Source organism: Terribacillus halophilus (genome assembly GCF_900162685.1).
Classification (GTDB): Bacteria; Bacillota; Bacilli; order Bacillales; family Amphibacillaceae; genus Terribacillus; species Terribacillus halophilus_A.
Genome location: NZ_LT727827.1, coordinates 719129 through 743428 on the forward strand (window position 1 = coordinate 719129; position 24300 = coordinate 743428).

A 24300-nucleotide genomic window follows, 5' to 3' on the forward strand; every position below is an offset into this window, starting at 1 on the left:
AGAAAGGCATAATACACAGAAATATAACGGATTTGGGATGAGACAGACGGAAGGAAGAAAAAAAGACTGGACCCATATTGGATCCAGCCTGGATTTTGATTGTTTTTATTGAATATGGATTGAGTACATAACGTCTGCCTGCTCTTTTTTCTTCTCTCTTCCTTCCGCTTCGGATACCAACTATTTAACAGCAGATACCGACTTTTTAGCGTGGGGAAGAAGAATTTAGCAGGGAGATAAAAATCAGGTAGTTTTCCATCATCAAAAACAAATTTAAAAGAAGCAATTAAATTGTCAGTATACAATTGTATCCCTCCTAAACAAAAACCCAATGTAATGACTACATTGGGTTTATTTGCTATTCGCTTGCCGACTTTGTTCTACACTTGCCGTCTTTATTTAATACTTGCCAACTTTGTTTTACACTTGCTGACTTTGTTTAAATTCGATAAGGTAAAGTCTTTCACTTTCTTTCTTATTCCACCGTAACACTCTTAGCCAAGTTCCTCGGCTTATCAACATCCGCACCACGCTGAACTGCTGCGTAATAAGCAAGCAATTGCAATGGTACGACACTTACTAATGGTGACAATAGCTCATTTACAGCTGGGATAACGAAGGCGTCTTCGTCATGCTCGAGGCCTTTCATGCTGATGAGCAGGGTGTTGGCACCGCGTGCGTTTACTTCTTGTACGTTACCACGGATAGAGTGGTTAACAGAGCTTTGTGTTGCTAGCGCGATGACTGGTGTGCCTTCTTCGATCAAGGCGATTGTTCCGTGTTTTAGTTCTCCTCCAGCGAAGCCTTCTGCTTGGATGTAGGAGATTTCTTTTAGTTTTAGTGATCCTTCGACGCAGACGAAGTAATCGACACCGCGGCCGATGAAGAAAGCGTTACGGGATTCACTTAGATAATGTTGTGCTAGTGTTTCGAATGTTTCTTTTTGATCTGTCAGTACTTCCATTGCGTTCGCTACAATTGCAAGCTCTTGAAGCGGGTTGAAATCAAGTTTGATTTCTTTGCCGTTTGCTGTGTCTACAGCAAGTAATAGCATAACAGCCATTTGAGCTGTATATGCTTTAGTAGAGGCTACCGCGATTTCCGGGCCTGCATAAAGCGGCAATGTGAAGTCTGCTTCACGAGAAAGGGTGGATCCTGGCACGTTTGTGATTGTTAGTGCTGGGTGTCCAAGTTCTTTGACCTGTACCAATACAGCTCTGCTGTCGGCAGTTTCACCGGATTGAGATAGGAAGATGAATAATGGCTTCTCTGATAGAAGCGGCATATTATAAGAGAATTCACTTGCGATATGCACTTCAACTGGAATCTTAGCCAAGTTTTCGATAAATTGTTTACCAACTAGACCAGCATTGTAGCTCGTTCCAGCTGCAACAATGTAGATACGGTCTGCATCTAACATTGCGTTACGGATAGCAGGGTCCATTTTGATTTCTTCTGCTTCATTCTGGTAGTGCTGAATGATTTTACGGATAACAAACGGCTGCTCATCCGTTTCTTTTAGCATGAAGTGATCGTATGTGCCTTTTTCTGTATCAGCAGCATCGATTTCCGTTTTGAACGTTTCGCGCTCTACTTTTGTGCCATCAAGCAGCTGGATTTCCACGCTGTCACGGCGCACGATAACGATCTCTTTATCACGGATTTCTTTGTACGTATCTGTTTCGCGAAGTGTTGCCATCGCATCACTCGCTACGACGTTAAAGCCTTCACCAATACCAACTAGCAATGGGCTCTTGTTTTTCGCTACATAGATTGTCTCGTTATCTTCTGCATCAATCATTGCAAGTGCATAAGAACCAGTTAGCAAGCTAACAGCTTTACGGAATGCTTTAGCTGTATCCTGCAATTCGTCATGCATTTTTTCGATAAGCTGTACTACGATTTCTGTATCTGTATCACTTTTCAATGTTACGTCAGAAAGGTATTCTTTACGGATTTCCACATAGTTCTCGATTACACCGTTATGCACGATAGTGAATCTGCCAGAAGCGCTTTGGTGCGGGTGCGCGTTATCTACGTTCGGTGCACCGTGTGTCGCCCAGCGTGTATGACCTATTCCCATAGTGGATGAAACGTTGTGATCTACTTTTTCACGCAATGCAGCAATACGGCCTTTCACTTTGAAAAGGTTCACGCCTTGCTCGTTCTCAATTGCGATACCAGCTGAATCATATCCGCGATACTCCAGCTTCTCTAGTCCGTTAAGCAATACTTCCTTTGTATCATTCTGTCCAATATATCCTACAATTCCACACATGTCGTTGTTGTCCTCCTCAAGACTAGAAGGGGCAAACGAACGGCCTGCGCTCTAAAAGCTCGGGGCGTTGTTTGCCCCTTTCTCGTATATCTATTATTTTTCACATCTTGTTCGGTCCTTATCCAGAAAGTCGCCTCTCTGCTTTCGGCTCTTGAACATAACGACTGAGATGTGTGCAATCGGGAGGCATCCGCCGAATAACTCGATAAACCTCCACCTCGTCAACTTACCCCACCGCTCGGGATAAGTCCTGGCGCTTTAATTGTGTTGATAACCTCTATCCTCTCTTTCCTGCTAGAATGACTAACTTCTCCATTTTACATGAAGTAATTCCAGTTGGTCAATTCTTTCTTGTTACATAAAATAACATATGCGCAAAGGGTATGTTGCGTTCCTTTGCGCATACGTTATTTTTACTTCGTTCCTAATACTTGTTCAATCACAGTAACGACTCGATCTGCGTAACGCTCGCAGTCTTCTTTTGTCGGTGCTTCGACCATCACACGCACAAGTGATTCTGTTCCAGACGGCCGTACAAGCACACGGCCTTGATCGCCAAGCTCCTGTTCCACTTCAGCAATAGCGTCCAGAATCTGCTGGTTCACAAGTGCTTCCTGTTTATCTGTTACCGGGACGTTTTTAAGAATCTGCGGGAAGATCTCTACTTCGCCGGCAAGTTCAGATAGCTTCTTGCCAGTCTCCTTCATTACATTAACAAGCTGCAACGCTGCAAGCATGCCGTCACCAGTTGTCATGTAATCTAAGAAGATGATATGTCCAGACTGCTCACCGCCGAGATTATAGTTGCCGCGGCGCATCTCTTCCATCACATACCTGTCACCAACAGCCGTTTTGTTACTCTTGATGCCGTGCTGATCCAACGCACGGTAGAAACCAATGTTACTCATTACAGTGGAAACAACCGTGTTGTGACGCAAGCGTCCGTTGTCATTCAGGTATTTGGCACAGATGTACATAATCTTGTCCCCATCGACAATTTGACCTTTCTCATCAACAGCAATCAATCGGTCACCATCGCCATCAAATGCAAGTCCGATATCCGCCTCTTTTTCCAGAAGAAAATCACGTAATGTTTCTGGATGAGTTGAACCAACATTTTTGTTGATATTCAGTCCATCAGGGGATGTACCGATTGTGGAAATATCTGCTTCCAGATCTGCAAACAAGTGTGTAGCAATGGAAGAAGTTGCTCCATGAGCACAGTCGATTGCGATATGAAGTCCTTCAAAATCATTATCTACTGTCTGTTTCAAATACTGGATATATTTCTGACCGCCTTCAAAGTAATCATTGATTTGGCCAAGGTCCGCTCCAGATGGGCGAGGCAGTTCATCTGTCTCTGCATCGATTAGCTGCTCGATTTCATTCTCTTGTTCATCAGAAAGCTTGTAACCATCCGGACCAAAGAATTTGATTCCATTATCCTGAACTGGGTTATGAGAAGCAGAAATCATAATACCTGCAGCTGCCCCCATGTTCTTCGTTAAGTAGGCAACACCTGGTGTGGAGATGACACCAACTCGCATCACTTCCGCACCAATTGATAATAGACCGGCAACTAGAGCGCCTTCTAACATTTCACCAGAGATACGTGTATCTCGCCCGATCATTACTTTCGGTCGATCTGCAGACGTTTTTGTTAGCACATAGCCGCCATATCTTCCTAGTTTGAAAGCAAGCTCAGGGGTAAGCTCCTCGTTCGCAATCCCCCTGACACCATCTGTCCCAAAATATTTTCCCATTTGTTACCTCTCCTTCACATGGCTCACAGTCACTGTGTTTGTGTCTGTGCTTGTGTATCTGTATTTGATTCTTCTTCTGTATTCGTTTCTTCCTCGGTAGTTGTTTCTCCAGCAGTTGTTTCAGCAGCCTGCACGGTGATTGTCGCCTCATCTTGGCTTAACGAGAGCTCTGTATTATCTGGACCTGCCACATCAATTGGCACGGTCTGCTCGCCCTCTTCCAAGTCGGCTGCATCAATCGTAGCCGTAATATCTTCAGCTGAAAGTCCTTCAATGACTTCTCTTGCACCACTTATCGTCACATCGATCTGCTCATTCTGCGGATCATCGATTGAAGCTTCCAAGTCTTCCGGCAAGTTCTCGATTGTTACGGGCACATCATCGATTGTCGTCTCGCTTGTCTCTTCCAATTCGATTGCAACGGATACCTGCTCGTCACTCACAGCGCGCACGTCTTCCGGCAAGGTAAGCGTTGCATCTACTGTTTGGTTTTCTTTGATAGCAGACAAGTCTATTGCCTCTGTACTAATAGAATCAATACCATCTAATGCATCCTGCGATCCGTAGATGGTTACTTCATTCTTCTCCGGTGTCAAAGAAGCGACCGAGATATCTTCCGGCACCTTCCCTTTTGTTTTCACTTCTACTGGGACGGTCTTGCTTGGGTTACTCACCTGTACCGATACTTCTACTGTTTCAGGTTCTACATTCACACTTAGCTCGTTTCCTTGCGCATCATACACTTTAACAGGCGCTTGCTTGCTTGTGATATCACCATCAATACCTGTCAGATCTACATAAGCCCGTACACTGCTAATTTGATCAATGATCTCCTGTGTACTTACGATTGAAACCGTCTGAGGTTCCACTGTAGAGCTATCTACTTGATAACCTGCTGCCATCTGGTCTTCATTGGTATAGCCTACGTTCACATTAAATTGCTGTGAAGCTTTTTCTTCAATTGTTACTTCAACCGATGCTGGCTGCATATACACTTGCAGGTTGTCCGATACATTCTCGTACTGTATTTTCACCTCATGTGTTCCGGTATTCAACTCTGTCAGATCCACGTAAGCTTGATAGTTTTTCTGCTGTATAGCAGCGCGTACATCACTTGCCGGACCAACAAGCTGCATCGAGATATCCTCCGGCACACCGCTCACAACATATCTTGAATCATCAATACGAATGCCAACTGGCGCACTAACCGTATTTGTTTCATCAGAACTTGTAACCGGAACAGACCCTGCCCGATTGTTTACATCGGCTTCCGCACTCACGTAGGCATAGAGAAGGACAGCAAACACGAGTGATACAACACGTAATGTCCATGGACTTTTTAGCCATTTATCCATTCTTACCCCTCCATCTTCTAGCCTTGGAACCGGAAGCAGGAACACCAATCTCTTTCGTTAAAATCTCCTTTAGTCCGTCCGATGTGATGTCACGGAATAATTCGCCGTTCTTCGTACAAGAAATTGCTCCGGTCTCCTCGGAAACGATGATTGTCAATGCGTCCGTCACCTCACTGATACCCATCGCTGCACGGTGGCGCGTCCCAAGCTCTTTGGAAATAAACGGACTCTCTGACAGCGGCAAGTAACACGCAGCTGCTGCAATCTGGTTTTCTTTCAATATAACAGCTCCGTCATGCAGAGGTGTATTCGGAACAAAGATATTCGTCAGTAATTCGAATGTCAGATGTCCATTCACTGGTATACCAGTTTCTATATAGTCCCCCATGCCCGTTTCACGTTCCAGTGTGATAAGTGCACCAATTCGCCGCTTTCCCATGTAGTTACACGATTTAACAATTGCCTCGATCTTCCTATTCGTTTCTTCTTCCTCAGAGCGTACATTACGGGAGAAGAAGCTGCCTCGGCCAAGCTGTTCCAGCGCACGCCTTATCTCCGGCTGGAAGAGGACGACGATGGCAACAAACCCCCACGTAATCGCCTGCGAACTCAAAAAGGCGAGCATCGGGAAGTCGAGTATCTGCTCACTACTCAGGAAAGCAATAATAACGACGATGAAAATCCCCTTTAATAGCTGGATCGCTTTCGTTCCCCGTATGAGCATCAAGACTTTGTAAAAGATGAACCATACTGCTGCAATGTCCACGATAATCCGCAGTATGGATATGATGGAAAGTTCACTTAATCCCCCAAACATGGATACACGTCCTTTTATATATGAATAGCTCAAATTTCTTCGTTCATTATAGCACAGTTCCTCGGCCACAGTCGCTTCCGAACGGGATGGCTGTTTCCCCTTTACTGTACCCTGTTATCTTACCGTAATACAGGCCTGTACCGCCAATAATTAGGGTAAAAAAAGAGCGCTTCTTAAAAGCAGCTCTGGAAATGTGTATTAAAATGTAAAAACTTGTTTCATGTGAAACCATAACCAGCCAAACATTCGGTCTATCTCTTGGTATTCGCCTGTTATATTATCTGCCGCTGCCATATTTGCTTTCGCACCGGCTCCTTCTACAAGGTCTCCATTGAGAATGGTGACATCTCCGTCAACTTCTCCTCTAATATCCAAATCGCCATTTTCCACGACAAGGTCCCCCTCGACCGTCACGCCTTCTGGAACAATAACGAGATCATTTTCTACAATTAATCCTTCTTGTTTCGAAACGCTAACACTAGCATCATTGTTCCAAGCAGAAAATACGCTTGTGAACATGAACAGGAAGAATACCGCTGCTGCAGTGATGACGGGATGTGTGCGGAACCATCTCATATATCCGACACGTTTCTTTTCTTTCGGTAACTTCGCCATAACACTGGCTGTGAATCCAGCTGGCGCACTTAACTCATAGGCAGCTCCGCTGAGCAGACTCTCTGTTTGTTTGAGTTCCTGATAATGCTGTTGGCATTCTGGACATTCGTGCAGATGCTCCCGAAGAAGCTGTGCTTCTTCTTCCGATGCATCGCCATCCAAATATTGATGCATAAGCTTGAGGCTTTCTTCACAATTCATGCATTCCCCCCCTTTACACGTGGCGTAATTTTTTCCTTAGTAGCTCTCTGCCACGATGGATTCGGGTCTTCACTGTTCCGAGTGGAAGGTCCAGGATTTCGCCGATTTCCGCTAATGACAAGTCATCTAGAAATCGCAGCACTATAACACCACGATATTTGGGCGGCAGGGATAGAATTTCTTTATGAATATTACTTTGCAATTCCATGTTCTCGACTTCCTCCTCAGGAAGAGCCTGATCAGCTGCAAGCTGCGAGTACATATCCAATCCTTCCGTTCCCTTTACCTCTGCATCTAGATGATAATCCGGCTTTTTCTTCCGCAAGCGGTCAATACTTAGATTTGTCGCAATCCGGTAAAGCCATGTGGAGAATTTCCGGTTCTCATCAAAAGAATGAATATTGGTGTAAGCACGGATAAATGCCTCCTGGGCGATATCCTGCGCTTCGTAAGTGTCTCCTATCATTCGGAATACAATATGGTATACCTTGTTCTGATAAAAGGAAACTATCTCCTCAAAAGCGGCTTGATCACCCTTCTTGACGTTCTTTATATGATGTTTTATGATGTTCTCCATGAAAATCCTCCCGCCAAACTGCGGCTTCTTAATAACGAATGAAGTTCTGAAAAGGTTTCACTTTCACAAAAAATATCTTAAAACCCTTAAATGATGCCCGCAACAGTTTTTATCTTTTTTCGATTTTTTATCAATTTAATGTTTTAATTAAAATAAGAAGGGTATTCTCTACTTAACGAGAAATAGTATATCAGATTATGGAGGTAAAAATGATTACTGCAGACAATATTTTGGAAAAAATTGAACAAACCCGCAACCGTATGCTTGACCTCTCCCGCCGTCTTCCGCTTACATCCGACGCTGTCATTACTGCAAGTGTTCAGCTGGATCATCTGCTAAATGAATACGAAAAACAAAGAAGACACGTTTAGTGAATAACAGCCTGCTATGCAGAGACAAGCTGTTATTTTTTTTGCACAAAAAAAGCACGTACAAGGTACGCACTTTTTAACGGTGATCTTCCGCCCACACGCCGCGTTTAATGAAGTAGGCCTTTATATCGTCATGGAAACCTACACTCACTTCTAACGAAAACGCCTCTCCGCCAGCCCGCTTATAACATTCACTGAACCAAGCAATCATCACTTGTTCATCCGCTTTTTCCACAGCATCTTCCTGCAGTTCACGAAAAGCTTCAAAGCTGTCGCTTGCATGATCAGGAAGCTGAAAGTAAGGGATTTCCTCGGCCACTTCTTCACTGCCGCCAGCATATTTATCTCCCATTTCTTCGTAATACCGCTCCTCGCCATCACCATCAAGCGCATAATACATAATTGTCAGTTCAAATGCCATTGGCTCTTTGAATAATCGAAAGGCAATCTTCTCTACTTCCGGAAGAAACGGCAGCTGAAATATCTGTTTCAATTCGGCTATCACGTCTTCTGAATGTTTTTCTAATGAAACACTTACCGCTTCGGTATAATCTTGTATGGAAAACAAAGCGCCAACCTCCTTCGTGCTCTCGCTCTACTTTACCATACAGGATAGAAATAACGCATCAAGCAAGCGTCTTGCCTTTCGTCTCTTCTCCAAGAAACAAAACAGCTGCAGCTGCAACCAAAACCGTCACACAAAACAGAAGAAAAACAGCACTTACTGACCAACCAAGCGTTCCCCGATAGCCGATTAACAAAGGTCCGAGGATACCGCCAATTCTCCCGGCTGTTGCCGCAATACCCGAACCCGTCGCCCGCACAGCTGTTGGATACTGCTCTGGCGTATACGCGTAAAGAATACCGTATGCACCAAGATTAAAGAAGGAGAGCAGCATACCCGATGTCAGAAGCATAGCAGCCGATTCCGCATTACCAAACAACACCGCACTTATCGCTGTACCGATTAAAAAGATAATTAGAATTGGCTTGCGCCCAACTTTTTCGATAAGCCATGCTGCCGAGAAATAACCTGGGAGCTGCGCAAGCGTCATTATCATCACGTACTCAAAGCTTCGCACCATATCAAATCCCTTTTCCACCATCACACTAGGCAGCCATAAGAACATGCCATAATAACTCAGCATAATACAGAACCAAACGATCCATAGCATTGCGCTTCTTTTTGCAAATCCTTTTGCCAGCAGCTGCCGAATTCCAGCCATAACAGATTTCTTCTCTTTTAACTTCGTATAAGAAGGAGAATCAGGGAGATTTTTGCGAAGCAGCACGGCAAAGAGTGCCGGAATTGCTGTCAACAGGAGCGCAACCCGCCAGCCGAAAGCCGGAATAACGAAATAAGAAATGATTGCTGCTGCCAGCCAGCCGACTGCCCAGAAACTTTCCAGCAAAACGACCATGCGCCCACGCCTTTCCGGCGCTACCGACTCTGATACAAGCGTAGAAGCTACCGGCAGCTCCCCGCCAAGCCCCGCGCCAATAAAGAAGCGAAGTACAATAAAAATCAGATAAGATGCAGCCAAAGCAGACAAGCCGCTGCAAATGGAGAAGATTAAGATTGTAATCATAAATACCGTCCGGCGGCCAATTTTATCTGCCATAATACCGAATACAAATGCTCCAACAGCCATACCGATACTATTTACACTGCCAATCCAGCCTGCTTGTTGCGAAGATAGACCCCAATCTAATGTCAATGCAGTGATAATAAAAGATAAAATTCCAACATCCATTGCATCGAATAACCAGCCCGTACCGACAATACCAAGCAGCTTGCGCTCGGACATCGGCTTCCCTGTCTTGTGACGCCCCTCTACTCTATGTTCCATTCCAGCACCTCTATACTCTAGTATTTAACACCTTAAGTTTACATGTGTCTTGACACCTTGTAAATCGTTTACAGAGGTATTTTGCCGAATATTTTGCGAAACATGAAAAAAAGCTGCATCATTCAGCAGCTTTTCCAGCAGATAAATTGTGATGAGGCGCTGCGGCCCGATACCATTGCCCGCAGAGAAGCACAATCAAGATAAGATCAACAAGATCACCGCCATAATACATCAGTACTGCCCCTTCTTTTGCCGCATCAGCTTCTACACCAGTTGGCGGATTTGCATAAAGGTACTTAGACAATATACCATGTCCTGCTAGTGCACCAACGAACACGAAGGCGCGGAAAAAATAGCTTTTTCGATAAGGTACCGGATCTGTATACAGCATAGCCATCGTAAACAAGTATCCAGCTGCAAATACATGCACGTGAACCAAGAACGATACCCAGTTCACTTGGTGCATATATTCGTACAAAGAAGTGGTGTACAGAACCCACAGACCTCCAACATTTAATACTGCCGCAGTGACAGGATGAATAAGAACACGAGCATACATACTGCGAAATAGGTGAGAAACAGTTTGTCCGTGTTTCTGCGGTAGCGCACGCAGAAGCAGCGTAATAGGACGCGATAGCGCGATAAGCAGCGGTGCAAGCATACCAAGCAGCAAATGACCTATCATGTGGAAAACAAAGCTATGATGCGCATGCATCGCTACCGGCCCAGCAAGAGCCTGGACTCCAACTACAACGCCGCTTCCAAACAAGAGAAGCCGATGAATTGGCCAAGCCTCAAATTTTCTCGCCGAAAATTTCATTCCCAGCAAATAGCCAAGTATCGCTAAGAAAGCAATGATTAAAGCCAGTTTATCATTGTACATGCTTTTTCCTCCTGGATAACCAGACAAGCAATATACCAATAACCATTAACACTGCTCCTATACCATTCCAAACGAAGTCATAATACAAAAGATTATCTACGTCATAACGTATCTGGTGAAGCCGCATTATCTTATGCTGAATGACACCATCATACACTTGAAAAACACCACTTCCTAAGCAGACCATCCCCAACCACAGCATCGGTACCATCTGTTTACGTCTGCGTAAATCGGCCAGCAAGAATAAGCCGCCGACTGTCGCAAACCAGCTGAACGCATGAAAAATGCCATCTGAAATCAACCCCAAACTAGTAGTAGACAGGTCATAAAAATGATGCCAATGCAGCAGCTGATGAAAAACTGCTTCATCAACAAATGCTGCTAAACCAAAGCCAAATAGTACGCCGGAAAAACTATTCCTTCGATTATATGTAAGTTTCTCTTCCATCTTCATCCCTCCTGTTATACATCTCCCCCTGCTATTTTTCCCCAGAGATGCTGGGATAAACAAAAAAAGCACAGGAGTATGTCTCCTGTGCAAAATAAAAAAGCCGCCCTATTGGACGACTTATATGGATGGAGCCTAGCGGGATCGAACCGCTGACCTCCTGCGTGCAAAGCAGGCGCTCTCCCAGCTGAGCTAAGGCCCCAAGTGGAGCGGAAGACGGGATTTGAACCCGCGACCCCCACCTTGGCAAGGTGGTGTTCTACCACTGAACTACTTCCGCCCTGCAGAAGTATTATGATGCGGGTGGAGGGACTTGAACCCCCACGCCGAAGCACTAGATCCTAAGTCTAGCGTGTCTGCCAATTCCACCACACCCGCGTAATAGAAGCAGTTACAAGAACTGATCTATAAAGTGAGCCATGAAGGACTCGAACCTTCGACCCTCTGATTAAAAGTCAGATGCTCTACCAACTGAGCTAATGGCTCAAAAACATTCTATTGTATAAGAAATCAAATGGCTGGGCTAGCTGGATTCGAACCAACGATCACGAGACCAAAACCCGTTGCCTTACCGCTTGGCTATAGCCCAATATAGATGGTGGAGGGAGTAGGACTCGAACCTACGAACCCGATGGGAGCGGATTTACAGTCCGCCGCGTTTGGCCAACTTCGCTATCCCTCCAAACTATCTGGTGCCGGCCAGAGGACTTGAACCCCCAACCTACTGATTACAAGTCAGTTGCTCTACCAATTGAGCTAGACCGGCATTTATTAATTTATTTGGTTTGTTTCAACCGCCACGAATGATATCTTATCATCTATTGTTTAGCTTGTCAACATCTTTTTCAATGTTTTTTTATCAAGCAAGTGGTGGAGGATGACGGGCTCGAACCGCCGACCCTCTGCTTGTAAGGCAGATGCTCTCCCAGCTGAGCTAATCCTCCAACTTGATGACCCGTACGGGATTCGAACCCGTGTTACCGCCGTGAAAGGGCGGTGTCTTAACCGCTTGACCAACGGGCCAGATTGTCTGTTTTTCATCGTTGCGTTTTTCGTAACTCGAAACTGACAAGAGTTATTATATACAGGGATGCAACCATTTGTAAACCTATTTTATAGATTTCTTTTTTTTCAGATAACTTATCTTCTCTCTTGCTTCCCCATATAGCCATCCAAACCCCGTCATATCAACGTTTTCGGCATCTATAACATTCTCTTATATCCCTGCATATTTTACCTCAAAAACAGGAATATAGAAAAAAAGATATAATTTCTTTTGTAAGACAGAAAATTTATTTGCTAGCCAGTTGCTATAAAAAAATGAAAAAGGAGTATACAAAATGACACAAACTTTCGATGTAACAAATCCAGCTACCGGAGAATTAATTGAGAAAGTGCAAATTGATTCAGATAAGACAATCGATGATAAAATCGAAAAAATTCATCGAGCTTTTCCTGACTGGTCCAAGACTTCTGCCACACATCGCAGCAAGCTGCTTCGTGCCTGGCATGACTTGATGATCGAAAATAAAGAGGAGCTTGCTGCCTTAATGACTGCTGAAAACGGCAAGCCATTGAAAGAAGCAGAAGGTGAAGTAGTATACGCTGCCGGCTATATCGAATGGTTCGCCGAAGAAGCTAAACGTGTGTACGGCCGCACTATCCCTGCTTCTACTACTGATAAGCGTATGCTCGTCACACGCGAGGCTGTCGGTCCCGTCGCAGCGATTACACCTTGGAACTTTCCTGCGGCAATGATTACAAGAAAAGCTGCACCCGCATTAGCCGCGGGCTGTACATTCATTATCAAGCCAGCTCCCGACACACCGCTAACAGCTATCCGCCTTGTAGAATTGGCGCATGAAGCAGGCATTCCAGAAGATGTTATCCAATATACAAATGCCGACGGTGAAAAAGTTGGTAAGATCTTCACCGAACATCCGCATATCCGTAAAATTTCTTTTACTGGTTCTACACCTGTTGGGAAGCTGCTTATGAAACAAAGTGCTGATAGCGTGAAACATGTATCCATGGAACTTGGCGGACACGCACCGCTTATTGTCGATGAACATGCAGATATTGACCGCGCTGTAAAACATGCCCTGTCTTCGAAATTCCGCAACGCCGGTCAAACATGTGTGTGTGCGAATCGGCTGCTCGTTCATGAATCAGTCAAAGAAGCGTTCACGACTGCATTCACGAAAGCTGCAGCTGATTTAAAAGTTGGCCAAGGCACAGAGGAAAATGTCGCAATTGGGCCAGTTATCAATAAAAAAGGCTTTGATAAAATCGCAGCGCAAATCGATGATGCAAAATCCAAAGGCGCGAAAGTACTTACTGGCGGTACCTTTGATGCTGATACCGATAAAGGCTACTTCTTCGTCCATCCAACTGTTCTGGACCAAGTAACAGATGACATGGCTATCATGCACGAAGAAACATTCGGGCCCGTCGCACCAATCACCACTTACTCTGACATTGACGAAGCAATCCGTCTGGCTAATGACACACCATTCGGCTTGGCAGCTTATTTCTTCACCGAAAACTATCGCCGCGGTCTGTATATCGCAGAGAACTTAAAATACGGAATTATCGGCTGGAATGACGGTGGTCCTTCCGCTGTGCAAGCTCCATTTGGCGGCATGAAGGAAAGCGGTGTCGGCCGCGAAGGCGGGATTGAGGGCATTGAGCCTTATTTAGAAACAAAATATATTTCCATTGGCATATAAGAAGAAGGACCCGTCGTGATGACGGGTCCTTCTTTATACTCCTGCCTTCAGCAAAATACCGCTTCCCATAGTAACCCTACTGCTTCATCCATTTCTGTTGTTCGCATGTTGGCAAATCCGAGAATAAGTGTCGGTTTCCGGGTTGGGTCTGACTGATTGTAAAAACGGCTAATCCCATATAACAGCAACCCCCTCTTTTCTGCCTGCCTCTTTATCTGTTCTTCTGTTCTTTCTATTTCGAAAGATACCAAAAAGTGCAACCCTGATTTCTCACCTTTGACAGATATACAATCCCCGAATTTCTCCAGCAGCTTATCGATTAGCATGGCACGCCGTATACGATATAATTTTGTCGATTTCTTGATGTGCTTTTGATATTCGCCAGTTTCAATAAAAGCCTGCAGTGTGAGTTGCGTCATTGTACTGCAAGAAGACATTAAGAAATGCAATGATTTTCTGTACATCTCCAGAAGCGGTATAGGTAATACCATGTAACTCATCCTCAGCCCCGGTAAGAGAGACTTCGAGAAAGAGCCCATGTAAATAACCCGAGAGGCTCCGTCCATTCCTTGTAGTGATGGAATGGAGTCTGCGTCATATTTATACTCGCTATCATAATCATCCTCCACGATATATCGGTCCGATGCCGAATTTGCCCAATTGAGCAGTTGAATACGACGGGAAATCGGCATAATCGCTCCTGTCGGAAATTGGTGGGATGGTGTAGTGAAAAGCACATTAGCCTTACTTTCTTGCAAGGCGTCAATTCGAATACCTTTCCGGTCTATCTCTAATGAGGTGATACTTCTATCCTCACTTTTTAACAACTGATACATGCGTTGATAACCTGGCTCCTCTAAACCATATGTCGTGTCTTTCGGCAGCAACTTGGTTAATTGGCGAGTTAGGAGCTGCGTACCAGAGCCAAGCACAATTTGTTCGGGATAACAGCGCACGCCTCGTGACTGCGATAGAAAATGGGCGATTGTCTGCCGCACACTATATACGCCTTGAGGATCAATGTACTCCTCCAACAGCTCCTTGTTCTTTTTCAGTGCCAGTTCCTCACAGGACAGCCACTTTTCCAGTGGAAACATATGAATGTCCGCACTCATATGAGAGAAACACTTCTTTAAGCCCTCTGTTTTATGTACTTCCAGCAAATGAGGAGGAATCTCCGAATCTTGCTTTTCTGGCTTGACGTAAAATGAATCGAGCTCCTCCACAAAAAAACCTAATCTTTCACGTGTATAAAGATAGCCTTCCGCAACAAGCTGCTGATAAGCAGCGTTAACAGAGTTCAAACTGATCCTCAGTGTCGTCGCAAGTTCTCTTTTAGAAGGAAGTCTATCATGCGGCTTGTACTGCCGTTCTAGAATAGCTTGTTTTATCTGCTGATAGATTTGCTGATATAAGTAACCTTGACTCCGCCCTCTGTCTAATTGCAGCATCTAGCAACGCATCCTCCCTCTGGTACCATAAAAAAAAATATTTTGGTACTTTTCATTATACAGAAAAAGTTTGAAAATAAAAAAAATACCAAAAAAGGATGTGGGAGAATGGCAACTTTAACAAACGAAACATTGCTGCTTCAGCAGAAACGAGACAAATATGTCGCTCGAGGTGTCAGCAATAGTAATAGATCCATCGCAGTCAAAGGAGAAGGAGCCACCCTATTTGATCAAGACGGGAAGCGATTTATTGATTTCGCCGGTGCAATTGGCACAATGAACGTTGGGCACAGTCATCCTAAAATAGTCGAAGCAATTAAGAAACAAGCTGAGACTTTTACTCACCCTGGATTTAACGTCATGATGTATGCTTCCTATATTGAACTTGCAGAGAAGCTTTGCGCCATAACTCCTGGTACATTCCCTAAAAAAGCAATCTTTCTTAACTCTGGTGCAGAAGCTGTAGAAAATGCCGTGAAGATTGCACGTAAATATACCGGCAGACAAGCGGTCGTGACCTTTAATCGTGGATTCCACGGACGTACAAATTTAGCAATGAGTATGACAAGTAAAGTAAAGCCTTATAAATTCGGATATGGTCCATTCGCTCCAGAAGTATATCAAGCACCATATCCATACAGCTACCAACGGCCAGATAGTATGACAGAAGATGCATATGAAGCATTTATGATTGAGCAATTCCAAGACTTCTTCGTATCTCAAGTTGCACCTGAAACCGTTGCTTGTGTGGTGATGGAACCGGTGCAAGGGGAAGGCGGATTTATTGTTCCTTCCAAAGGATTTGTCCAGTCTGTAGTATCTTTCTGTAAAGAACATGGAATTGTTTTTGTAGCTGATGAAATCCAAACTGGCTTCGGCAGAACTGGGAAACATTTTGCTATTGAGCATTTTGATGTTGTGCCAGACATAATCACCGTCTCAAAATCCCTTGGAGCAGGTGTACCTATCAGCGGCGTAATAGGTCATTCAGAGATGATGGATGCATCAAATCCAGGTGAATTAGGAGGTACATATGCCGGAAGCCCGCTCGGCTGTGCCGCAGCGCTAGCTGTATTGGACATTATTGAATCTGAGAACCTGAATGAAAGAGCGGAGCATATCGGTGGAAAGATTGAGCAAACCGCCAAACGCTGGAAAGAACGTTTCGACTTTATCGGAGATATAAGAAGACTTGGCGCGATGGCCGCTATCGAATTTGTAAAGGATAGTCATAGTAAAAAACCAGATAAAGACATAGCTTCAAAAGTTTCCGCTTATGCCAATGAACACGGCCTGCTTCTCTTAACCGCAGGTGTCAAAGGAAATGTAATTCGCTTTCTCAGTCCGCTTGTTATTACAGATGAACAACTTGATGAAGGCCTTAAAGTTATTGAAGAAGCATTGGAATCCATGTAAAGGAGACTGTCTATGTCCAAACAGCAATTAAAGAAGACGATGTCAAAAACAGATGTCATTTTTCTCGCAGTAGGAGCTATGCTCGGATGGGGTTGGGTTGTTTTATCTGGAGATTGGATTATCAACGCCGGCTTTCTCGGCAGTATTATTGCCTTTGTAATTGGAGGATTACTTATTTGCCTCATCGGTTTGACGTATGCCGAACTCTCTTCTGCTATGCCAGAAACAGGTGGCGGCTTAGTTTTCGTTAATCGCGCTTATGGAAGAAAACTAGGTTTCGTTGCAGCTTGGTCCGTTCTTGCTGGTTATGTAACAGTTATTACGTTTGAAGCTGTGGCGTTACCGACCGTCATTGATTACGTTGTGCCAGTAAATCACGTCGGTCACCTTTGGACATTAAATGAATGGCCTGTCTATACTACCTGGGTATTGATTGGTTCAGGCGGCGCTCTTTTACTGACCCTCCTTAATTACATCGGCGCTAAGCCCGCAGCAATCTTCCAGTCGGTCTTTACCATACTCATGATTGCAACAGCGATTCTATTGTTGTTTGGTGCATCGATTAATGGCAACACAGCCAATTTACAGCCATTCTTCACGGATGGTACAGCTGGTGTAATTACTGTACTTGTCATGGTGCCATTCTTATTTGTTGGCTTCGATGTTGTTCCACAGGTTGCCGAGGAAATAGATGCACCCGCCAAGACTATTTCACGCATCTTAATGATTTCTATCGTTTGTGCTGTGTTATTTTATCTATTGATTGTATATGGTGTGTCAGCAGCTCTTCCTCAAGCAGAATTAGAAAATTCCAGTTTGGCAACAGCTGATGCCATGGCAGTACTATTTGGCAGCCAAGTATTTGGCACCATTCTGGTAATTGGCGGTGTAGCTGGTATCATTACCAGCTGGAACGCCTTCATTATCGGTGCCAGCCGTATTCTATATGCAATGGCAGATCGAAAGATGATTCCAGTCTGGTTTATGTACATTCACCCAAAGTACGGTACTCCTACGAATGCCATTCTATTTCTTGGTGCTCTGGCATTTTTCGCGCCATTACTCGGCCGCCCTGCCCTTGTCTGGATCGTTAATGCTGGAGGAGTTGGTATGATCGTGGGTTATGTGCTCGTGGCACTCGCCTTCCTTCGTTTACGAAAAATGGAGCCAGACCTGGAAAGGCCGTATAAAATCAAATACTGGCGCACAATCGGATTTGGGGCTGTCGTTATGAGCTTTTTATTCCTTAGTTTTTACCTACCTGGAATGCCAGCTGCCCTGGTGTGGCCTTACGAATGGATAATGCTAATCGGCTGGACAATTATCGGCCTTGTTCTTTATGCAATAACAAATCGTAAACAAGAAGCTTCATCACCGGAAAGGAGTATCGGCAATGACAAACACGCTTAAAGTATATAACCCAGGCACCGGCGATTTTATAGACGATGTCGAAACAGACTCACTGTCAGCGATTGAAGAGAAAATTATTGCTTCTCACACCGCGTTTCTGCAATGGTCGAAAACGAGTGCTGCGGAAAGAAGTTCCTTATTACGTAAATGGTATGATTTAATTTTAGCAAACAAGTCCGAACTTGCCGCCTTAATGACTGCTGAAAACGGCAAGCCATTGAAAGAAGCAGAAGGTGAAGTAGTATACGCTGCCGGCTATATCGAATGGTTCGCCGAAGAAGCTAAACGTGTGTACGGCCGCACTATCCCTGCTTCTACTACTGATAAGCGTATGCTCGTCACACGCGAGGCTGTCGGTCCCGTCGCAGCGATTACACCTTGGAACTTTCCTGCGGCAATGATTACAAGAAAAGCTGCACCCGCATTAGCCGCGGGCTGTACATTCTTAATAAAACCAGCACCTGATACACCCCTGACGGCTATACGTTTGGTGGAACTGGCTTATGAAGCTGGTATACCAAAAGATGTTATGCAATATGTTAATGGGAATGGTGAAGAGATTGGGAAGCTATTTACGAAGCACCCTCTTATTCGCAAGATTTCCTTTACCGGTTCAACGCCTGTTGGAAAACAGCTAATGAAACAAAGCGCTAATTCTATCAAGCATGTTTCTATGGAACTCGGCGGACATGCACCATTAATAGTTGATGAATATGCTGATATAGAGCACGCAGTCAAACAGTCTGTTGCATCCAAGTTCCGAAATGCTGGGCAAACTTGTGTATGTGCCAACAGACTCTTGGTACATACTTCCGTTAAAGAAGAATTTGTCCGTCAATTCACTAATGCAGTCTCCGAATTGAGAGTCGGTGTAGGAACCGAGGAAGTGGATATTGGACCAATCATCAATAAAAAAGGTTTCGATAAAATTGTTTCCCAAGTCGAAGATGCTCAGAAAAAAGGTGCTGTCGTCTGTACAGGGGGAACATATCTTTCAGACGAGAAAAAGGGGTTTTATTTTGTTAATCCAACTGTTCTGGACCAAGTAACGGATGACATGACTATCATGCACGAAGAAACATTCGGACCCGTTGCACCAATCACAACTTACTCTGACATTGACGAAGCAATCCGTCTGGCTAATGACACACCATTTGGCTTGGCTGCTTATTTCTTTACCGAAAACTATCGCCGCGGTCTGTATATCGCTGAGAACTTAAAATACGGGATTATCGGCTGGAATGACGGCGGTCCTTCCGCTGTGCAAGCTCCATTTGGCGGCATGAAGGAAAGCGGTGTCGGCCGCGAAGGCGGGATAGAAGGCATTGAGCCTTATCTAGAAACAAAATATATTTCAATCGGCATATAAGAAGGGCTTGGCCCAAAATGCTCTCATCTCCAATGCAAAAAGATCCAAACAATACTGCAATTAACAGCAGCATTGTTTGGATCTTTGTATATCTTAAACAGTTATGCCTCAGCCTCTTCTTTGTTATTCTACAAATACCTTCCCTGACGCTGTTGCTTCCGTCTCGTTACCAAATGCATCTGTTGCTTTCACAACAATGTCTGCTCCATCCAGTTTCGCAGAAGAAGTTGCTGTCCAGTAGCCTACATAATGGCCATCTTCTGTCTCACGCATCGGTAATTCCGTTGCTTGTGCTGTTGTTCGGAAATTCGTTAGCGGCGCCTTCAAATAGAAGGTCGCATCTTCCAGTCCAGGCTCTGACTCGAAGGAAATGACAACGGTCTCCCCAGGCTGCAAGCTGGTATCTTGAGCTGGCTGCACATTTTTCAGCACTGGCGCTGTGTAATCTGCCTCAAGATTAATCACCTGTTTCGTTTTGTTGCCTGCTTGGTCTGTTGCAACTACTTTTATTTCATTTGTACCTTCCTCCAACAGAATACGCTTGGAGAATGTACCGTCTTCTTTCACTTCTGCTTTCGCACCATTAATTTTCACCTTATCCAAGTAATCATCTGCCACTGTACCAGTAACGGTGACAGTCTCCTTGTTCGTTTTGCTAGCATCCTCAGGTGCTGTAATGTTCAGCTCAGGTGCTGTTTGATCACGAATAATCGTAACGGCTTCTGACGGTGCAGTGCTCCCGTTCTCTAGCTTCGTCACAGCTGTTAGGCTGTTCTCCCCTTCCGTCAGCTCTACTTCGGCTGCAAATGTCCCTTGCTCTGTTGCCTCAACCGACGCAACAACCTCTCCGTTATTGCTGACTTCTATGGATCCCCTTGGTGAAGCAGTTCCTTCCACCGTCACTTTGTCTTCTTTCGTAACTGTATCTGGTGCAGGAGATGTAATTACTGGCGCTTCTGCCTCATAGTCAACAAGCGCACGAATCATATAGTTGCCTTCTGCTTCAGGTACAGGACTCCACTCTCCGCCAACGTATTGCAAGCTACGATTAGAGAATTCCCCATTTTCATCTAATGCCAACGCTGGAGTATTTGGATTGGCATCTGTTTGTACGTAAAGGATATAGAAATCAGAATTGACTACTACGCCTTCTCCGGACAGATCCACCTGCGTCCATTCTCCGTTACGCAGTGCTTCGCCAGCTATTGGTCCGGCTAGCTTCTTACCTGGCGCGCCGTTTTCTCCGGAATCATCATATATCTCGACTGCAAAATCGGTGCCGCCTGGTGTTGGGAAACTTTCATCCCAGAATCGGAACAAGCCGCCCGTCACAAGCGCAGAAGATTGTCCTTCTGCCAGCGTAAATTTCACTGCCCAGCCATTACCTGCATCATAATAAGCTTTTGCATTCTCAGCTGTGCCATCGTCATAGCCAATTTCACCAGCGAAGCCGATAAATGGCTCTAGTTCAACGTTCTTCTCCGCTGTCTCATCCGCTGTCACCGTTACTTCCAGCTCTGTCCCTTTAAAGGATGCGGCTGTAATTTTAAGTGTGTATGTTCCTTCATAAGCAGAGAGCGTATATACGCCGTTTTCATCCGTTTCAATTGGCTGTACGGCAGCATCTTCTACAACATAAACTTTTGCTCCTTCAACGGCTTCCCCAGTCTGTGCATTCGTGACTTTACCTGTTACCGTCCCCTCTGCAATTGGGTCTAACGTGAAGTTCTGTGTAACAGCTGTCCCCTCAGAAACAGTGACAGGAGCTGAGCTGGAATGGAAGCCATATGCGGAAGCTTCCAATGTGACGTCCCCTGCCGCCTGTAATAAACGATAGCTGCCGTCTGCTGGATCTGTTTGTACGCTTCGTCCTGTTTCCTGTACCGTTACCGTCGCATCAACTGGCAACGCTGTAGGGCTTATTTCTGAATTATCTGCCTGCCCATCTGGCAGCGTTGGGCCTTGTACATTTCGGATTGGTGTTGGAGCGAGTTTTTTCGCCTTCACCTTTTTCTTACCCTTCGCACTTTCTGCTATTTGCTTAGCATCCTCTTTTACCTTCTTCGTGCCTTTCATTATAGATGCGGATGCATTGGAAGTGTCCGAGATGGCTACATCATCGATATACCAGCCTTGCTTGCTGACACTACCATCCGACTCTATATGGAAACCAACGTAAACTGTCTGTCCAGCATAATCACTCAAATTCACTTGATCTGCTGACCAATCACCATTCGCGCCATTATATGAACCTACCTGCTCCCAGTTTTCCTTGTCTGTCGATACAACAACATGCCCGTAATCATAGTTCGTCTCTAAATCAAACCATGATTGGAACTGCAAGTATGTTTCTCCCTCTTCTGGTACTGCCACCGGCGGAGCAAGCAAAGTGGCATCGCTATTGTTTAAATAAGCACCTGTACCATAAACCTTCTCACCTGAAGCTGCTGCTTCAGGTCCGGCAGCTGGAGCTCCCCATTCCCAGGAATTCTGATCGCCAAATGATGTCCAGCCAGCCGGCTCTTCTTCAAAATCCTGCGTATACCCTACAGTTAATGGTGTAAGCAGCTCCACGTTATATACATCCGTCTCAGACGTGTTACCACCGAAGTCTGTCGCAACAAATTTATAAACTAACGCAGAACCTGTTGTCGCTTCCGCTGGCAGTACTGCTTGATATGTTCCGCTTGCTGCATTTCCATCCACAAGCGACGCCTCAACTGTTTGCCATTCTCCTCCATCTTTCTTGTATTGAAGTGTCACCGTATCAGCACTCACATTATCCGTTACGGTTGCAGTGAGCGGCGTTGCTACACCTTGATACACTTCTGCAATTGCTTCATGGTTTATAACTGCCGCTTCTTGGTCCTCCCCATCTTGATAAACACTTCCGTTAATCTCACCAACACCGGAAGCGATGGAGGACACAGCCAAATAAGCATTCACAATTCCATGACCGAAGCCTTCATTGATTTCATCTGGATAGTCACTGCTTGTTTGTCTTTCCGCTGTGTCATACAAAATTGTCTCAATCTCATCTACAGTGAGCGAGCTATCGGCCTGCAAAAGTAACGCAATCACACCACTCACATGCGGAGCTGCCATTGATGTTCCGCTAAATGCAGCACTATAATCACTGCCGCTGACAGCGGAGTAAATGTTCACCCCTGGCGCTGCAATATCTGGCTTGATTTCCCCTTCATATGGAGAAGGTCCGCGGGAAGAGAAGCTAGCTAATCCATCTTCGCTATCCGTAGCCGCTACAGAGATGGACTCTGGATAGTTGGAAGGTGCAGATACTGTCGCGTCTCCATCGCCGTCATTCCCTGCAGAAAACACAGGTACGATACCCGCATTCCGCCATGACTGTACAACATCCCGGTACCACTCATCCAGGCCTGGACCGCCGCCCCAAGAGTTATTGATAATGTCAGGCGCCATTTCCGGGTGCGGCGTACCTGCTTCATCCTTAGGAGCCAGCATCCATTCAGCTGCATCCAAGAGAATAGCATCTGTTGTCTGACCTTGGCCAGTATCTGGATGGAACGCTTTTACCGCGATCCACTTCGCACCTGGCGCTACACCGATATCAGCAGAGTCATCTGCTGCTGCACCAACTGCTGTACCGATTGTATGTGTACCATGATCCAGGTCATCATACGGGACAGCCTCTCCATCAACCGCATCATACCAGTTAAATTCATGCGTCACATTATCCGGATCAGCAGGATTATAACCGCGATATTTTTCTAATAACGCTGGGTGGTCATATTGAACACCGGTATCCAAACCGCCAATCACAATACCGGAACCATCCAGTCCTGTTTCTTGCCAAACTGCAGGTGCTCCAATTCTTTCTACACCCCACGCTTCCACTTCTTCAGCTAAAGCAGCAACCTTCTTTTCTTCAGCCTTCGTTGGTTCAAGGATTTTACGCTCTCTGTTCGGCAGAATTTTTTCCACTTCCTCCGAAGCAGCCAAATCCTCCATAACACCTTTTGTGCTCGTGACCTTCAATGCATTCACGATGTAATAAGCATCGAACGTTTTTACAACTCCCTTATCCTTCGCTTGCTTCAAATAATCCAGCAAGTTCGCTTGAGAAGCATCTGCTGTAGCACGCAAATTACTTACAACAGCAGAATTCTGAATCCGCTTCGTCTCTTCTGCTGAAAGACTAGCAGACTGCTTTTGCGCCTTCTCAACTGCTATTTCAGCAGCTTTCTTCGTATTCGCCTGATCCTTCAGCTTCACCAAATATGTCACTTGGTCATCCGCTTTGAACTGCGATGTAACATCTTTGTCCACTTTCGCAGCTACACCTTCACTCGCTTTCACAGAAGTTCGCTCAGAAGACTGTGCTCGTGAAGCTGTAGGAGAAAACAAAGACAAAAGGAAAATTCCGACCGCCAAGATACTGAGCCACTTTGTCATACGTTTCTGCATGTTCTCACTCGCTCCTTTTTTAATTGATAGCTTCCTGCCAGAAACAATTGCACCTCCGTTCGCCAAAATGACAGATTGTGTAAAATCGCTCAGATGTTATAGACTAGCTTACGAGAATATGTCGGTTTCGGGAAGAGAAGGCGGGAAAAAGGGGAGCATATACATAGAAGAACAGAAATCCTGCGTGATAATAGTAATAATTTTCAGTTAATTAAGAGTGAGAGTTTCTGAAAAGTTAGGAAAAGCAACTATAGTCACCGGAAGATGGTCCTTGAACATGGATGAACAGACTGTAAAGTAACGAAGATTACCTTCCTCAAC

At 45.0% G+C, this 24300-nt stretch carries 17 protein-coding genes and 9 tRNA genes; 5 read left to right on the forward strand and 21 right to left on the reverse strand.

The genetic code is table 11. The features are described 5' to 3' along the window. Positions 1 to 475 precede the first annotated feature (475 nt). The 6 genes from glmS to sigW all read right to left on the reverse strand — a co-directional run bounded on the left by glmS (position 476) and on the right by sigW (position 7606). Positions 476 to 2278, reverse strand: a complete 1803-nt coding sequence (gene glmS, locus B1K52_RS04640; RefSeq protein ID WP_077305775.1) for a glutamine--fructose-6-phosphate transaminase (isomerizing) — start codon at positions 2276 to 2278, stop codon at positions 476 to 478. Positions 2279 to 2691: 413 nt separating this feature from the next. Further along, positions 2692 to 4041, reverse strand: a complete 1350-nt coding sequence (glmM, locus tag B1K52_RS04645; protein WP_077305777.1) for a phosphoglucosamine mutase — start codon at positions 4039 to 4041, stop codon at positions 2692 to 2694. Positions 4042 to 4070: 29 nt separating this feature from the next. After that, positions 4071 to 5396 (reverse strand): CdaR family protein, encoded by a 1326-nt coding sequence (locus tag B1K52_RS04650; protein WP_077305779.1) that lies wholly within the window; start codon positions 5394 to 5396, stop codon positions 4071 to 4073. Next, a complete protein-coding gene (cdaA, locus tag B1K52_RS04655) occupies positions 5389 to 6213 on the reverse strand; it encodes a diadenylate cyclase CdaA (RefSeq protein ID WP_077305781.1) in 825 nt (274 codons plus the stop codon). The genes B1K52_RS04650 and cdaA overlap by 8 nt, the downstream gene beginning before the upstream one ends. 198 nt (positions 6214 to 6411) lie before the next feature. After that, a complete protein-coding gene (locus B1K52_RS04660; protein ID WP_077305783.1) occupies positions 6412 to 7029 on the reverse strand; it encodes a zf-HC2 domain-containing protein in 618 nt (205 codons plus the stop codon). 13 nt (positions 7030 to 7042) lie between these two features. After that, positions 7043 to 7606: an RNA polymerase sigma factor SigW gene (gene sigW / locus B1K52_RS04665; RefSeq protein ID WP_077305785.1), complete on the reverse strand. Its 564-nt coding sequence runs from the start codon at positions 7604 to 7606 to the stop codon at positions 7043 to 7045. A gap of 209 nt (positions 7607 to 7815) precedes the next feature. On the opposite strand from sigW, the gene B1K52_RS04670 reads away from it, so the two are divergent. After that, a complete protein-coding gene (locus B1K52_RS04670) occupies positions 7816 to 7977 on the forward strand; it encodes an aspartyl-phosphate phosphatase Spo0E family protein (RefSeq protein WP_143588832.1) in 162 nt (53 codons plus the stop codon). A gap of 76 nt (positions 7978 to 8053) precedes the next feature. On the opposite strand, the gene B1K52_RS04675 is transcribed toward B1K52_RS04670, so the two are convergent. From B1K52_RS04675 to B1K52_RS04735, 13 genes are all read right to left on the reverse strand, one after another. Next, the gene (locus B1K52_RS04675; RefSeq protein WP_077305789.1) at positions 8054 to 8545 is read right to left on the reverse strand and encodes a hypothetical protein; all 492 of its coding nucleotides are present in this window, start codon (positions 8543 to 8545) and stop codon (positions 8054 to 8056) included. Positions 8546 to 8603: 58 nt separating this feature from the next. Further along, positions 8604 to 9827 carry an MFS transporter gene (locus tag B1K52_RS04680; RefSeq protein WP_077305791.1) on the reverse strand — a complete coding sequence of 408 codons (1224 nt, stop codon included), beginning with the start codon at positions 9825 to 9827 and terminating at the stop codon, positions 8604 to 8606. Positions 9828 to 9945: 118 nt separating this feature from the next. Next, positions 9946 to 10710, reverse strand: coding sequence for a cytochrome c oxidase assembly protein (locus B1K52_RS04685; protein WP_077305793.1), 765 nt, complete (start codon positions 10708 to 10710; stop codon positions 9946 to 9948). Beyond that, positions 10700 to 11158, reverse strand: a complete 459-nt coding sequence (locus B1K52_RS04690) for a DUF2243 domain-containing protein (RefSeq protein WP_373022186.1) — start codon at positions 11156 to 11158, stop codon at positions 10700 to 10702. The genes B1K52_RS04685 and B1K52_RS04690 overlap by 11 nt, the downstream gene beginning before the upstream one ends. Before the next feature lie 129 nt (positions 11159 to 11287). Beyond that, positions 11288 to 11360 (reverse strand) — tRNA-Ala (locus B1K52_RS04695). 3 nt (positions 11361 to 11363) lie between these two features. Next, positions 11364 to 11438: transfer RNA gene (locus B1K52_RS04700), tRNA-Gly, on the reverse strand. A gap of 18 nt (positions 11439 to 11456) precedes the next feature. Next, a tRNA-Leu gene (locus B1K52_RS04705) sits at positions 11457 to 11536 on the reverse strand. A 35-nt stretch (positions 11537 to 11571) separates the two neighbouring features. Next, positions 11572 to 11644 (reverse strand) — tRNA-Lys (locus B1K52_RS04710). Between the two features lie 29 nt (positions 11645 to 11673). Continuing rightward, positions 11674 to 11747 (reverse strand) — tRNA-Gln (locus B1K52_RS04715). A 7-nt stretch (positions 11748 to 11754) separates the two neighbouring features. Further along, positions 11755 to 11840: transfer RNA gene (locus tag B1K52_RS04720), tRNA-Tyr, on the reverse strand. An 8-nt stretch (positions 11841 to 11848) separates the two neighbouring features. Further along, positions 11849 to 11924: transfer RNA gene (locus tag B1K52_RS04725), tRNA-Thr, on the reverse strand. 102 nt (positions 11925 to 12026) lie between these two features. After that, a tRNA-Val gene (locus B1K52_RS04730) sits at positions 12027 to 12102 on the reverse strand. 7 nt (positions 12103 to 12109) lie between these two features. Then, positions 12110 to 12181: transfer RNA gene (locus B1K52_RS04735), tRNA-Glu, on the reverse strand. Between the two features lie 317 nt (positions 12182 to 12498). Between B1K52_RS04735 and B1K52_RS04740 the strand changes: the two genes are divergently transcribed. Further along, entirely contained in the window at positions 12499 to 13887 is a 1389-nt protein-coding gene (locus tag B1K52_RS04740; RefSeq protein ID WP_077305797.1) for an NAD-dependent succinate-semialdehyde dehydrogenase, read from the forward strand. Between the two features lie 47 nt (positions 13888 to 13934). Here the strand turns inward: B1K52_RS04740 and gabR are convergent, their stop codons facing one another. Further along, positions 13935 to 15338: a MocR-like transcriptional regulator GabR gene (gene gabR, locus B1K52_RS04745; protein WP_077305799.1), complete on the reverse strand. Its 1404-nt coding sequence runs from the start codon at positions 15336 to 15338 to the stop codon at positions 13935 to 13937. 108 nt (positions 15339 to 15446) lie between these two features. Here gabR and gabT point away from each other — a divergent pair, with 108 nt between their 5' ends. The 3 genes from gabT to B1K52_RS04760 are packed head-to-tail and all read left to right on the forward strand — an operon-like array spanning position 15447 to position 19533. Further along, positions 15447 to 16754 (forward strand): 4-aminobutyrate--2-oxoglutarate transaminase, encoded by a 1308-nt coding sequence (gene gabT / locus B1K52_RS04750; RefSeq protein WP_077305801.1) that lies wholly within the window; start codon positions 15447 to 15449, stop codon positions 16752 to 16754. A 12-nt stretch (positions 16755 to 16766) separates the two neighbouring features. Further along, a complete protein-coding gene (locus B1K52_RS04755) occupies positions 16767 to 18164 on the forward strand; it encodes an APC family permease (protein ID WP_077305803.1) in 1398 nt (465 codons plus the stop codon). Continuing rightward, complete coding sequence (locus tag B1K52_RS04760; RefSeq protein ID WP_077305805.1) at positions 18148 to 19533, forward strand: NAD-dependent succinate-semialdehyde dehydrogenase; 1386 nt, start codon at positions 18148 to 18150, stop codon at positions 19531 to 19533. The genes B1K52_RS04755 and B1K52_RS04760 overlap by 17 nt, the downstream gene beginning before the upstream one ends. A 123-nt stretch (positions 19534 to 19656) precedes the next feature. On the opposite strand, the gene B1K52_RS04765 is transcribed toward B1K52_RS04760, so the two are convergent. Further along, on the reverse strand, positions 19657 to 23979 hold the full coding sequence (locus B1K52_RS04765) for a S8 family serine peptidase (protein WP_077305807.1): 4323 nt from the start codon (positions 23977 to 23979) through the stop codon (positions 19657 to 19659). Positions 23980 to 24300: the final 321 nt, after the last annotated feature.